The following is a 13,522-nucleotide window of genomic DNA, read 5'->3' as shown; positions in this document are numbered from 1 at the left end:
GCTTCCTGTCAGCGATGGCCGGCGTGCGGGTCGGCAGCGGGGGCGGGCGCCTTCCGAAGCGTTGCCGGTGCCGGCTGGAATCCGGTGATCACCCATTCGCCCGGCTGGCGCTCGACGAACTCGAAGCTGACCGGGTCGCCCGGCTTCATGTTCGAGAGCAAGGCATTGTTGGCGACCTTGAACTCCATGGTCATCGCCGGCCACTTCAGGCTCTCGACCGGGCCGTGCTCGATGCTGACCGTGCCCGACTTCGGATCGATCTCGTCGATCCTGCCCTCCGCCTTGTGGCCGGCGGCGGCCGGTTTCGGCGCGCTTCCAAAGCCGCCGATCGCGGCCTTGAGGTTGCTTTCCGCGTCGATCAGGAAGTTGGCCGCAACGACCACGTCCTCGCCGTCCTGCACGCCTTCCAGCACCTCGACGTGATCGTCGCTGCGCGCACCGAGTCTGACTTCGCGCGGCTCGAAGCGGCCTTCCTCGCGCTGCACCAGCACGATGCGGCGTGTGCCGCTGTCGATGACCGCCGACACTGGCACCGTGACTGCAGCACTGCGCGCGGCCGCCGCCAATTCGACATTGGCGAACATGCCGGGCTTGAGCAACTGGCCGGGGTTGGCAAGTTCGATGCGCACCTGAGCGGTACGCGTTCCGGCATTCAGGGTCGGATACACGTAGGTAACCTTGCCGTCGAACTCCTTGTCCGAGTAGGCATTGATCCGCACCCTGGCCTGGGTGCCGGCTTTGACCAGGCCGATATCCTGCTCGAACACATCGGCGAACACCCAGACCGTGGACAGATCGGAAATCTGGTACAGCATTTCGCCCGGCATGAAGCGCATGCCCTGGACGGCTTTCTTTTCCGTCACGATGCCCGATACCGGCGAGCGGAAAGTCATCGTCCGTTTCGCGTCACCTGACTTTGCCAGTGCCTTGATCTGTTCTTCGGAAATATCCCAGTTGCGCAGGCGCAGCAGGCTCGAGTCCGCCAGTTGCCGCATGCCCGCCTGCGCATCGCTGTCCGCGCCCTTGAGCGACTGCAACCCTTGCGCGGCGATCGCATATTCCCGCTGGGCCGATACCAGTTCGGGGCTGTAAACCTCGAACAGCGGCTGCCCCTTGCCGACGGGCTGTCCGGTGGCGTTCACATGCAGGCGCTCGACATAGCCTTCGAATTTCGGCGCGACGATGAACACCCGCCGTTCATCCGGTTCAACGCGTCCGGCTGCGCGCACCACCTTGTCGATCGCGCGCTGCGTCGCCTTCTCGGTGCGCACGCCGAGTTTCTGCACCTTCTCGGTACTGATCCTGAGCTCCTTGCCGGAAGACGTCTCTTCCTGCTCGCCTTCATAGACCGGGATGTAATCCATGCCCATCGGGTCCTTCTTCGGCACCGGGGAGGTATCGGGCAATCCCATCGGGTTGCGGTAGTACAGCGGCTTGCGCTCTTGTTTCACCGTGCCATCGGCCTGCACAGACGTCTCGCGCGAGCCGGCAAGGTAGCCGCCGGCGCCGGCGACGATGCCCGCCACAACCACAGCGATTGCGATGCTTGCGGACTGTTTCATAGTTCTTCTCCCAAGAGTCGTTCGATTTCCGCAAGGCGGGCCTGGGCCTCGGCCTGTGCCTTGATCCGGCTTTGCCTGGCCTGGCGGATCTGGCGCTGGGCATCGAGCAGGGTCGCGAAATCGACCTTGCCGTTTTCATAGCTGGCCAGGGCTGCCTTGTAAGTCAGCTCCGCCTGCGGCAGCAGGCTGCCGGTGATGATGGATTCCGTGCGGCGCGCCGCCTCCAGCGCGGAAACGCTCTCGGCCAGTTCCGACAACACTTCGTTGGCCGTGGCGTCCTTGCGCGCCCGCGCGGCGGACAGCATCGCTTCGGATTCGCGTTCCATTGCGCGGCGCGAGGATTGCTGGATCGGAATGTTCATTTCGAGCATGACTTCCCATTCCTTCACCGATTTCCCGGTCTGCACCGGCGCAAAGCCGACCGCGAAATCCGGGTAGCGGTTCTTGTAGGCCAGGTCCCGGCTCTTTTCGGCGGCGCGCACGCGCGCATCTTCGGACGACAAACGCGGGTTCCGCCCGCGCACGCGCTCGGCAAGGGCCGCGTACTCAAGACGGGCCGGCGCAGGCAAGGGGCGCAGGCGTTCCGGGTCGGCCAACGGCGCCGTGGCCGGGCGTGCGATCAGCATGTTCAGCCGCGCGTGCAGCATGCGCTTTTCGTTGTCGAGCATTACGAGCTCGTTTTTCATGTTGGTCAGCTCGACCTGCGCGCGGATCGCGTCCGATTGGGCTGCCAGGCCGCCGGCATAGCGGACCTGGGTGACGCGTTCCAGGCGTGTCATCAGGTCCAGGATTTCCCCGGTCAGGCGCTCGTTTTCGTGGACGTAGTAGAGCTGCGCATAGGCAGCCTTGATGCGCGCGGCAAGCTCGGCCCAGGTCGCATACGCCTTGCCCTTCGCCCCTTCGGCGTCCAGCGCGGCAACTTCGCGCTGCAGGTCGCGTTTTCCGAACCAGGGCAGTTCCTGCATGATCTGGTAGCGCGCCTTGCCGGCGCGGCTGGGCGACAAGGTCGGGTTCTGTTCGCCCATCATCGTGATGTCTTCCAGTTCGATGCGCAGTTTCGGGTCGGGCAGGGCGCCCGCCGACATCGCGCGTTCGCCTGCCGCTTCGGCTTCGTGGCGCATGGACGCGAGCTCGGGATTGCGTTCCCGGGCGAATTCGAGAAGGCTCTCGACCGAGGCGCCGATGTCCGGGCTGTCGAAAGCGTTCGCCAGTGGCGCGCCCAGCGCCAGCGCGGCCGCCAGGGCGCAGGCACGTAAGGTGTGTTGCATTGCTGTCTCCGGAGAGAGAAAGAAAGATCAGGTGTTGCCAGCTCGTTCTTGCAGGCGTGCGGACACGCCTACGCGAACCGGCAGGAACGCGGTACGGAGGACAGACGGCGTGTCAAATGCGGAAGCAGCAGTTCCGGATGGACAGGGGAGGGGAAGCGGTGCGGGTCAGCCAGAAGCCGACGGACTGTGTGCGAATCGGACGGAAAGCGAGATCGACGCTGCCCACTTCGGGAACCAGGATGATCGCGACCGATGGCGAAACGTTCGGTGGCTGCGTCCTGTCGGCCGATGGACTATCACCCTGGCAATGCGTGCGGCAGAGCGACGACTGCGTATCGTCCATATCCTCGCAATCGGCCATGGCATGGTGCTCGCTCATTGCCTGCATCGCCATGAGCGCTTGCTGTGCCTGCCCATCGGCGACGCTCGGGCAGGCGTAGGCCGCGACGGCGAGCTGGCTGAAAAGCACGCTCACCATCGCCAGCAAGGCTGCGATAAAGCGAAGATGTCTAGGCAGTTTCATTCAATCTCAAGACTTGAAGCCTCAATGCGAGGTTCGATCCGCACGGAGCGCCCCGTTCAATTCTACGCAAACAGGGGACGCATTATTATTGATGGAGATCAATTCTATCAAGATCGGCCTCAGTCAGCCGGCCGGGGCGGTTGGCGAAAGAGTAAATTCAGGAGCGGGAGCCGGTCGCGTTTCCAAATGATTTCCTCTCGCGGAGAACTGAAATGTATCACCTTCGTCGTTTGCTGGTTGCCACCGACTGCACCGAGCGGGCGCAGCGCGCCGAAGTGCGCGCGGCCCAATTATGCCAACAGCACGGAATCGCAGACGCCGAGCTCCTGACCGTGAGGGAAGGGGCCGAGCCGGATATCCTTGCCATGATCACGAACACGGACGTCGACATGGCAAGGGAACAGGCGGCAACGCAGGCAAGTCTCGAGCTTGAGCGGCGTGCGGGCATGTTGAAGGATGACTACGGCGTGGAATTTTCCTGGCATGTACGCTTTGGCAAGACGGCCACGGAAATCGCCCAACGCGCCGACGAAATCGATGCCGACCTGCTGGTGATCGGCGCGCACGGCGGGAATTTTTTCTCCGACCTGCTGCTCGGCAATACGGCTGACCGCCTGGCCCATCTTTGCCGGCGTCCCTTGCTCGTTGTGAAGAACGGGCCGCGGCAAGCGTATCAGCGGGTGCTGATCCCCGTCGATTTTTCAGAGGAGTCCCACCGCGCGTCCCAGGTTGCCCTCGCCTTGGTGCCGGATGCCGAGATCACGTTTCTTCATGCATTCGAAGTCATGTTCGAAGGGAAGATGCAGTACGCAAGCGTGCCGCGCGACGTGATTGACCATTACCGCATGAAGGCACGCGAAGAGGCGCGCACGGATCTTGACCGGTTCATACACGCGGTGAACCCGGAAAACCGGCAGGCAGGCAGCGCGATCGTCTTCGGCATGCCCGGCCCGGCCGTGCGGGACTATTCAAAGTCGATCCAATCCGACCTGATTGTCCTGGGCAAGCACGGCAAGTCGCGGTTCGAGGACATGATCCTCGGAAGCGTGACGCGCGACACGCTCGAGCAGACGGAATGCGACGTTCTGGTGGTGCCCTCCGGCGACCGCGGGCTGGGCATTTCGTAGGCGGGGATTTCATCCCAGGTTACCTGGCATACTCCCCGAACTTCAGCAGATTCCCATGAGGGTCGATGACATACAGTTCCTTCATTCCCCACGGGCGGACAGCCGGCTCCTTTACCGGTACACCGTTTGCAAGGAACTCGTCGAACAAGCGCTGCGTGTCAGCGACACGTATGTAGCAGGACGTATTCTCAGCGATATTGCGATCAGCGCAGAGCCAGAAATGAATTTCCGCACCGTCCCGAGCGACTATTGCATAGTCGTCATACTGGCTGATCTTGGTAAAGCCCAGCCGGTCAGTATAGAAAGCAACCGACTCGCCTAGATTTAACGAGGCCAATACCGGGACGGTACTTTGTATCTGTGTTGTCATTGAATTTAGTTCGTTGTTCGTAGGCTGGGATGTAATCCCAGCACTGTACAAATATCTTGATGAATGCTGGGGTTTCATCCCAGTCTACTGGCTACTGGCTCATTTCGCTTCGGTAGCGGGGGCCATAAACGTTACACCAATCGGCTTCCCGGATTTTTTCGGACGGATAGCCCCAGTGCTCCAGATGAGCGCCGTTTCCCAGCCCCGTAATGACCAGCCTGGTCTTCGGCTCGAGACCCTTCATGCTCGCGTAGGCGAGATGATCGTAGTGATCGTGTGTGATCAGGATGACGTCGATGTCCGGCATGTCCTCGACTGCATATGGACTGGTGCCATCGAATGCGCGCACCATCCAGGGCAGCGGCGCTGCGTAGCTGCTGAAGACAGGGTCAACCAGCAGCCGCTTGCCGCCGAGCTGTACAAACTACGAGGAATGTCCGAGCCAGATCACCCTGTCGCGGTCACGAGGCAACGCTGCCCTTATTGCGTCCCAAGCAATATAGGGTTGCTCAAGTTCCTTATTGAACTACCGTCTTAAATGAAAGACGGGAACCGCTGCCGGTTCCCGTCCTTTTCCCGCTGGTAGTGCGTCGACGGGCATGCATACCACCGCACCGGCGCCATCCCCGCTGCGGAGTTTGCGGCTGTCTTCTTTCCGGTCTAGAAGAAGATATTTTCTATTGCCACTACGCTCCCATACCCGGAGTGGCCACCGATGACGTCGATTTTCACCACGGCGTCTTCCACCGAAGCGCTGCTGTCCGAAACCGCGGCGAGAACATCGATCGACTGCTGGTAGGCGACCGAATCGACCGTGCCATTCGACTTTTCAGCCAAGGTGGCGGCAAAGTGCAGGCCGACGTCGACCTTGTTGCTCAAGGTGTTTTTGGCCATCGCCGCATTCGCCAGGTCGGTGCCGGTCACCGTCGACGTGGCCGCGTCGAAGTTAAGCGCTGCTGCCACAAAGTCGCTCACAAACGCGGTGCGGCTGACCCCAGAGTCAATCAGCTCGGCCCAATATTTTCGACCGGCGGCATCACCGTCGATGCCGAGGATATTCTGGTAGATCTTGAGCACGAAGTCAGCGGTTGACAGGGACGGCGCGTACAGTTGATCGAACTTGGCATGTCCGGCAAGCAGGTTCGATATTTCACGGTGGCTCAGGTGCTTCGAGCTTGCTTCGGCCTCCCAGTAGCGGATTCCTTCCAAGTCAGGCGCCCGATCGTAGAAAGCCGTATACAGGCCGGCAATGAGCTCAACGCTGCTGGAAGGCGCATAGGTATCGGCGAGCGACACATTGCCGTCGGCGAACTGAATGGTTTCCACATTAACCAGCGTGTCGGCGTCGTCGGCATCGGCGATCGATCGCACGGTAACGATCTTCCCGTTCCGCTCGATCCTGTAGTCGGCCTGCTTGCCGGCATAGGTTGCGGTGTCGTTGCCCGAGCCGCCGGCCAGCAGGTCCTGGCCGATGCCGCCGAAGACGATATCGTCGCCGCCGTCACCGAATACCCGGTCGTTCCCCCCTGCACTGCCCACGGTATCGCTGCCGTCTCCGCCATGCAGCACGTCGTCGTCGGCGCCCAGCACAATGTACTGCGCGCTTCCATCTCCCCAAACCGTCTGCGAGCCCTCGCCGCCCGTCACGCGCACGGCGCCGATGACCGCGGCAAACTCGACGTTGTGCAATTGGATGGTCGTGCCCGAAGGCAGGCCGCGGGTATCGACCACGAGTGCGGTCAATTCGGCGCCTGGCGTCGAGGGTTTGCCTGCAATGACCAAAGGCTCGGCCGGCGCGCCGGTATTCGGCGCCACGGTTGGAACGATTGTCTGGACCAGCAAGGGGGCATCGGCAGGCAGTGATTGCAGGAAGCCCGACCCGCCACCCGTGAGCTGGTTCTGGTCTGCCGAACCGGCGTCGGTATGCGCCTTGATCTCGCGGATCAGGTCCGTCACTGACGTGCCCGCCGGCTTGGCCGTAGCCGAACCCTTCACTTCCATGCCGATACCGGTGGGGACTTGCGCAGTCAGCACGGTCTCGCCGCTGCCGGACTTGACCAGCGGGATATCGGCTACCGTGTTGTTGCCGACTTCCTCATTACGCGTCTGTGTCACGACCGGGATGGAGATCGTCTGCGTCGTCGATCCGTCCGAATTGGTCGTCGTGCCGGTTTGCAGCGTCAGGCCGTCGACGGTGATTGACTTGGTCGGCGGAGGCGGCGGCGTCTCGTCGACGTCGCCCACCTTCACCGTCAAAGTCTGGACGTCGCTGCCGTGCGCGTCGGACGCCGTGACTTCCACCACATAGGTATTGTTCGCTGCGCTGTCGCCCTGATCCAGAGGGGTTTCATAATCAGGCGCAGCAAGGAAACTCAGTGCTCCGGTCGCAGCATCGATGGCAAACTTGCCCTGGTCGGCGCCGCCCGTAATGGCGTAGCTTACCGTTCCCACTGCCTGTGCATTGACCGTTGTAACCGTCTTGGTGCCCTCCTGCACATTCACCGTCGCAGTCGTGGCACCGCCATTGCTGGCAATGAGCGGGGCGACGACAACGCCGCCGCCCGGATCCACGATCACGCCATTGACCGTCTTATCGGCATCGTAGATGCCACCGTCGGTCAGACTGAATGTGATCTTGGTTTTCTCGCCCACGGTCGTCACCGTCCCGAGTTTCTGCCAGTTGCCGTTGTTGTCCTGCTTGTAATACCCGTTGAAGCCCAGTGTCTTGTCGACGTACAGGCTCACCGTCGCCGTACCGCCGGGCGCGACGTTGTTAATGGTGAAATCGAACACGCCGAGCGGCATCTTCACGCTGCGCGGCAGGCCTGTAGCCGGCGTGGCCGAGTTGCTGACGCTGGTGATTGTGTAGCCCTGGGTGCCGTCGACTTCCAGTGTTGCAAACCGCTTCGCCGAGGCCACGGAAGACGAGGCATTGGGCGTGGCGATCGACGCAACGTGAATTTGCTCGGCATCGGACACGCCGTCACCATTGCCGTCCCCGATAACGCCGGGGGGATTGGCCGGGAACGCGCTCGGCACCGGATCCTCGGCGCTATTGAGCAGACCGTCGCCGTCGATATCGGTATCGCTTGTATCGGGCGTGCCGTCGCGGTCCTTGTCCTTGAGGACAGTAACTGCCAAGGCCTGCACGGCGATGCCGCCATTGCCGTCAGCGGCCATGACCTCAACGTCATAGACGTTGTCGGCGCCCGTATCCGTCGGGCTGGCCGCCAGCGGGGCGGAAGCAAAGCTCAGCACGCCGGACGCCGCGTTGATGGTGAACCTGGCCATGTCTGCACCGCCGGAAATGCTGTAGGTCAGCACATCGTTGGTGTCCGCATCGGTAGCGGTCACCGTGGTCACGGCGGTGGTGGACTCGGCGATGCTCACGTTCGCCGTAGCGAGACCGCCGTTGCTTGTGATGTCCGGCGTGGCGTTGAAGGTGACGTTGAAGCTGTGTACGGAGGTGTTGGCCGCAACGCTGTTGCCGGCCAGATCCTTCACTTCGCCGTTGTTCACGCCGACAGTGTATGCGCCGGCATGTGCGGCCGCATTCCACCCGCTACCCGGGGCAGCAACGGTATAGGTCGCTGTTTTCGTTGTGCCATCGTAGCTCACACCTGTCACGGCGAGGTTGCCGATCGCGCCTGGCCCGGTCACGGTGATATCACCGGTTCCCAGCGTCGTGGCATCAATGCCGGCGCCTGCATCCGCATAGGTCACCGCAATTGTAAAGCTGTTCGTTCCACTCGGTTGCGAAAGCGCCGGCCGGCTGGTGCTTGAGACGGTGGGATTGCTCGTGTCGATGACCAGCGCGCCGGCATTGCCGGTTTCGCTGCTCACATTACCCGCCACGTCGGTCTGCCGTACCTTGACGCTACCCGTCGCATAGGCGCCGGCCGTCAGCATAAAGCTCGTGCCGCTGCCTGCGCTCCAGCTACCGCCGCTATCGGTACTGTATTCCCAGCCCGCCATATCGCTTGCCAGTGTCACATTGACCGTACCGCTGGCGGTGATGCCGTCGCCGGCGCTGCTGCCCGTATCGGACGCCAGTGCCAACGATGGCGCGGCCACGCTTGAGTCGATCGTTATCGCCGATGTATTGCCGACGGTGGCGCTGATGTTACCTGTGGCGTCGGTTTGACGTACCTGAACGACGCCAGTGCTGTAAGCGCCGGCAGCAAGCACGAAGCTGCTGCCCGTACCCGTAGTCCAGGTTGCGCCACTGTTGACGCTGTATTCCCAGGACGCCGCATCGCTTGCGAGCGTCACATTGACCGTGCCATCCTTGGTGATGCGGTCGCTGTTGCTGCTGCCGGTATCGGCATTCAATGCGATGACGGGCGCGGCAACCGTGTTGTCAACCGTATAGGTCGTCTCGGCAGTGCCGGTCGGCGTGACACTTGCGAGCGCGTTTCCAGCAGCATCGGCAATGTCCTGTCCACCGGCAAAGGCCAGCACGACAGTCCCGTCAAGACTGGCAAGATCACCGCCTGAAACGGTCACGTCATAGGCGTTGCCGCCCGCCGAGCTCACGCCGCTGACTGTCGCGGTCGTGCCGGACACGATAAAGTCAGCCGCCGACACATTGCTGACCGCTTCCGAGAAGGTGACGCGGTAGGTGAGTGAATCCGCGTTGGTCTTTTCGCCGGACGGCGTCTTGCGCTCGATGCTCGTCACCGTGGGAGCGACCGTATCGCCATTGATCATCAAGGTATTGCTAACCAGGTTGTCCTGATTCGACGCGTTCTTGAACGTGCCTGCCGCGACCGAAATCGAGGCGCTGACCGATTGCGTATCGGCGGCCGGCGTAAACGTTGCCCGGTAAATCTTGTTGTCGGCGCCATCCACGGTCAACCCCGTCAGGCTGCCGGTTCCGCCTGCCACGGTGATGTCCTCGGCAGCAAACTCGCTTGGCGTCTCACTGAAGGTGAACGTTACCGTCGCCGTCTCGCCAGCCTTGACCGAAGCCTTATTAGAGGTGATCGTGACCGTCGGATTGCTCGTCACGGTAATGCTCAATGCTTCTTCGTAGGTATTTCCCGCTGCATCGGTTGTGCGCACGCGAACGGTGTTTGCACCGGGCGTCAGGTTGCCCGGATTGGTGGCGCGCAGGCTGTTGCCGAAAATGGTGAACGCACCGTTATTGGTATCGCCGGAGCCGCTGATCAACGTGTACGTGAAGCTGTCCCCAGCGGTGCCGTCAGTCGAGGAAAGCGTACCGACCTCGGTGTTTGCCGACGCGCTTGTTGAAACGGTGGCGGCGCTCAGGGCCATGTCGGATGGCGCGAGGCCGTCAACGACAATGGCTTTATTTGCGCCAAGCGATCCTGCGCCACCAGGCGCGGCAAGCGCAAGTGCGGGCGTATGCGGGGTCGTTGCACCATCCACAATCGAGCCGCCGTTAAGATCCAGGGCGGTAATTGCCGTGTAATCGAGATCGGCAGCAGTGTCGCCTGCCTGAACCGTATAACGGAAAGTCAGCGTCGCCGAGCCGGTTCCACTGTAATAGGTTGCATACTGATCGGTCGTCCCGGTTGCAAGCTGCAGTCGAGGGGTTCCGTTCGTTGTATCGACATTGACGACGTCATTGAACGTGACCTGAATATCAATTGTGCTTCCAACTTTGAACTTACCATTGGTGGCATTCGACGTAACTCCCGTTACACCGATTCCCTTCATGCTGAAGCTCGCTGTACTGGAACTCAGCCCACCGTCATTGAGCACAAGGTCAAAGCTGCGCGCACCTATCGTAGGGGCAGTGTATTGGGTGTAGCCGAGCAAGCCCGCCCCAACACTCATCTCACCGCTATTGACATCGCCATTCAGTGCCGACGCATTGAAGCCAATCTTCAGCGCATTTCCGTTCTGCCCGTCTTCAGTGCCGTCTACGGAGCCAATCTCGACCCAGGTCAACCCATCGAAGACAAAAACCTTTTCATTTGCGGCGATTACGTCGTCCGCGGAGGCTTCATCGACTCCGGCCTTTACAACACTTGCATCGAAGGAGAAATTGCCGTCCGTCGTACCCGCTGTTTGCGTGATGCGTAAATAACCGCCGTCGAAATGCGCGTTGTCGTCCGTGATGGTTGCCGCATCTCCGATCGTCGGCTGGGCATCAATGTATTCGGGCGTGCCCGGCGTGAAATTGCTTGCGTCGCCCGAAAAATTGTTGATGACCGGTGTGTCATTGACAGCAGTAACTGTGAACGCAATCGAGCCATCTGCCGGGCCGCTGTTAGCGGCGTCGCGAATGCGGGTGGCAATCGTAAAGTCGGAATCCCAATTTGCAGCCGGCGTCAATGCCACGGCGGCCAGCGCCTGATTCACGTTAGCCACTGACCCTGTGACCGTCCACACGCCGGTGCCGGCATTGTACGTCGAGGTGGCGCTGCCATACGTACCCGTAGTCAGGCTGCCGGCGGCGGGATTAGACAGCGTCAGCGTGGCCGTAATTGTGTCACCGCTGTCGGGATCGGTGACTACTATATCGTCGAGCGCAACATTGCTGCCCGGATCTTCGGTGAAGGACTTGAACTGATTCAGGTTGGTGGCTGTCGCCGTATCGTTGACGCTCGTTACCGTGATCTTTGTCGAGCTGTTTGCGGTCCCATCGGTTGCTCCGTCGTTCGGTGTCAGGGTGAAGGTTGTCTGCACTGTGTTTCCAGGCGCCGTCTGGTTCGCTGCCGGGGCAAACACGAGGGCCTGTAGCTTACTCTGCAAATCGGCGGCGCTGCTACCCGTAAGCGTGTAGTTTCCAGCTGAACCGCCCAGCCCGGTCCCTGACAGCGTCCCGTTCGCCGCAGAAAAGGTAATCTTGACGGCAAAGGCTGTTCCGTCAGTGTCCGTGTAGGTAACACCCGCGAACGGTGCTATCGTCGACTTGTCGTTGATCGATGCGCTAGTTTCAAACACACCGCCAAGAGCAGGTGCTGCATTCGTTACAGCGAGATAGGACACGACTGAAACAATACCCTCCTTGAGGTTTCCGTAACTGGTACTTTGCTTGTTTTCGATCCAGGTTGCCGTGATCGTGCCATCGTGATTCACATAGGGTATCGCCCCGCCGAACTTCGTTTGATCCGCTGCCGAGAATATGTCTCGTGTCGTGGCGCCCGACGGACTTGAACCGGAAACCATCCAGCCGTGTCCACCGCTATAGGCGAAGTAGTCCCCATTGCCGAGAAGCTGCACCTTATTGATGTAGTCGGTGGTGGGCAAGACATTCTGGGAAACAGCACTTAATGTCCCATTGGTCCCAAGATATTGAACGTGATACGAGCTACTCGTATTGCCATTGCCCGAAAATAAGTCGTTTCCGAAGAGCGCAAACCCTCCCCCTGCTTTAGCGGAAACAGATGCTGCCACTTGATAATAAGCGACGGCTGTATTTGTCACGAGCGTGTTGCTCGAGTTAAAGAGCAACACCCCGCTCTTAGTATCTACGTTAGCGGTGCTGTAGCTCACGGCGAGATTGCCGAACTCGTCGACAGCAGAATTCCAGATGGCCGGTGTGCCTGAGGTGCCGAAATTGTATCCGCCAGCGGTACCGACGGCCGCGCCGTTGGCGTCGTACCGCTGGAAATTCAGGTTGACATAATTGTTTGTCGTCCAGAGGACAATATAGCCGCCGTCTGTGGTTGCATAGCTGATTGTGTTCGGGTTCGTCGTTTCATGGTAGCCACTTGGCGTGCCGCTAGTGACGACATTTCCACTATTGTCATATCGCTGTACGCCGTACCCGTTGTTGGAGCCACCGGTCACGACAAAACCGCCGTTCTTCAACGCGATAATGCTGGCGTGGTCATTCGTTTGCACCTCCGCGTGGTTATGGTTGGTGCCGTTAAAGTAATTGATCCTGTCGGCGACCGGCCCTGTCAATATTTTCCGGGTCACCGTACCATTCGTCTCAATGAGAGCGACTTGTAAGTTATCGTAGTTCGGCATGCCGTAGTATTCGGCGACAGTATTGACCAATAGCACGACACGCTTACCGTCGCTAAGCGATGCTGTACCCAGCACGGTGAGAGTCTGGGTTCCGCCACCGAGGTAATCCTTCCCTGTGGCCACTTGCACGATTCCAGAAGCGGACTCCGTGGCAGACAGGATCCCGCTGTAGGTACTGAGGTTCGTAACATGGGCCAGGTCGTAACTAGATTCGCCAATAAACTCGCCACTTTCTGTAAAGGGCGATGCTACAACCTCGATGTTCCAGTCTCCTCCCATCGTCTGGGATCCAGTTAAATCACTCGATGCTCCTGCACTAACGCCAGTAATTGACGCCAGCGTCGCCAAAAACTGCTTTCCGCTTTCGCCCAAGGCAGTGTTGCACCCGTAGACCAGCATCTGTCCGTTCGACTGAATAGCTGCACCTATCTGCTCAAGTGCCTCCTGCGTGCTTTCCCACATCATTGTTGCTGAGCTAAGCTCGATGGAGCCCAGTTGTACCGCACCCGGACGCCCGTGCGAAACAATGTGCACAGCGTCGAGTCCAACGTGTGACCCTGTCCACTCCGCGATTTGTTGCAACCCGTCCCTGGTGGGATCCAGGACGACGACTTGCATTGTTTTCGACAGTTCTTCAAGCAGGACCTGGTAATGGTCCACGCGCGTGTCGACAAAGGCGACTTGGTGCCTACTCGGATTCGTTGTGTTGGGCATGGTTTATTGAG

6 protein-coding genes and 1 pseudogene are annotated in these 13,522 nt (G+C 60.4%); 1 reads left to right on the top strand and 6 read right to left on the bottom strand.

What is annotated here, in order from left to right; genetic code table 11:
* Nucleotides 1-8: 8 nt before the first annotated feature.
* The 3 genes from VFF99_RS03385 to VFF99_RS03375 all read right to left on the bottom strand — a co-directional run bounded on the left by VFF99_RS03385 (nucleotide 9) and on the right by VFF99_RS03375 (nucleotide 3,353).
* Nucleotides 9-1,562: an efflux RND transporter periplasmic adaptor subunit gene (locus VFF99_RS03385; RefSeq protein WP_325015002.1), complete on the bottom strand. Its 1,554-nt coding sequence runs from the start codon at nucleotides 1,560-1,562 to the stop codon at nucleotides 9-11.
* Nucleotides 1,559-2,830, bottom strand: a complete 1,272-nt coding sequence (locus VFF99_RS03380) for a TolC family protein (protein WP_325015001.1) — start codon at nucleotides 2,828-2,830, stop codon at nucleotides 1,559-1,561. Before VFF99_RS03380 ends, VFF99_RS03385 begins: the two co-directional genes overlap by 4 nt.
* A 112-nt stretch (nucleotides 2,831-2,942) precedes the next feature.
* Nucleotides 2,943-3,353, bottom strand: coding sequence for a hypothetical protein (locus VFF99_RS03375; RefSeq protein WP_325015000.1), 411 nt, complete (start codon nucleotides 3,351-3,353; stop codon nucleotides 2,943-2,945).
* A 212-nt stretch (nucleotides 3,354-3,565) separates the two neighbouring features.
* Here VFF99_RS03375 and VFF99_RS03370 point away from each other — a divergent pair, with 212 nt between their 5' ends.
* Nucleotides 3,566-4,480 (top strand): universal stress protein, encoded by a 915-nt coding sequence (locus VFF99_RS03370; RefSeq protein WP_325014999.1) that lies wholly within the window; start codon nucleotides 3,566-3,568, stop codon nucleotides 4,478-4,480.
* Between the two features lie 19 nt (nucleotides 4,481-4,499).
* Here the strand turns inward: VFF99_RS03370 and VFF99_RS03365 are convergent, their stop codons facing one another.
* The 3 genes and pseudogenes from VFF99_RS03365 to VFF99_RS03355 form a co-directional block, all read right to left on the bottom strand.
* The gene (locus VFF99_RS03365; protein WP_325014997.1) at nucleotides 4,500-4,850 is read right to left on the bottom strand and encodes a VOC family protein; all 351 of its coding nucleotides are present in this window, start codon (nucleotides 4,848-4,850) and stop codon (nucleotides 4,500-4,502) included.
* Between the two features lie 91 nt (nucleotides 4,851-4,941).
* Nucleotides 4,942-5,262 (bottom strand): annotated as a pseudogene (locus VFF99_RS03360) (MBL fold metallo-hydrolase); the annotation flags it as partial.
* Nucleotides 5,263-5,510: 248 nt separating this feature from the next.
* Complete coding sequence (locus VFF99_RS03355) at nucleotides 5,511-13,511, bottom strand: DUF4347 domain-containing protein (RefSeq protein WP_325014996.1); 8,001 nt, start codon at nucleotides 13,509-13,511, stop codon at nucleotides 5,511-5,513.
* Nucleotides 13,512-13,522 lie beyond the last annotated feature (11 nt).

The organism is Noviherbaspirillum sp. (assembly GCF_035654295.1).
Lineage (GTDB): Bacteria > Pseudomonadota > Gammaproteobacteria > Burkholderiales > Burkholderiaceae_D > Noviherbaspirillum.
This window is presented reverse-complemented; position numbering and strand designations above follow the sequence as displayed.

Excerpts from the sequence above, each read along its gene's own strand:
- VFF99_RS03385 (WP_325015002.1), bottom strand. The coding sequence starts at position 1,562 with ATGAAACAGTCCGCAAGCATCGCAATCGCTGTGGTTGTGGCGGGCATC.
- VFF99_RS03380 (WP_325015001.1), bottom strand. The coding sequence starts at position 2,830 with ATGCAACACACCTTACGTGCCTGCGCCCTGGCGGCCGCGCTGGCGCTG.
- VFF99_RS03375 (WP_325015000.1), bottom strand. The coding sequence starts at position 3,353 with ATGAAACTGCCTAGACATCTTCGCTTTATCGCAGCCTTGCTGGCGATG.
- VFF99_RS03370 (WP_325014999.1), top strand. The coding sequence starts at position 3,566 with ATGTATCACCTTCGTCGTTTGCTGGTTGCCACCGACTGCACCGAGCGG.
- VFF99_RS03365 (WP_325014997.1), bottom strand. The coding sequence starts at position 4,850 with ATGACAACACAGATACAAAGTACCGTCCCGGTATTGGCCTCGTTAAAT.
- VFF99_RS03355 (WP_325014996.1), bottom strand. The coding sequence starts at position 13,511 with ATGCCCAACACAACGAATCCGAGTAGGCACCAAGTCGCCTTTGTCGAC.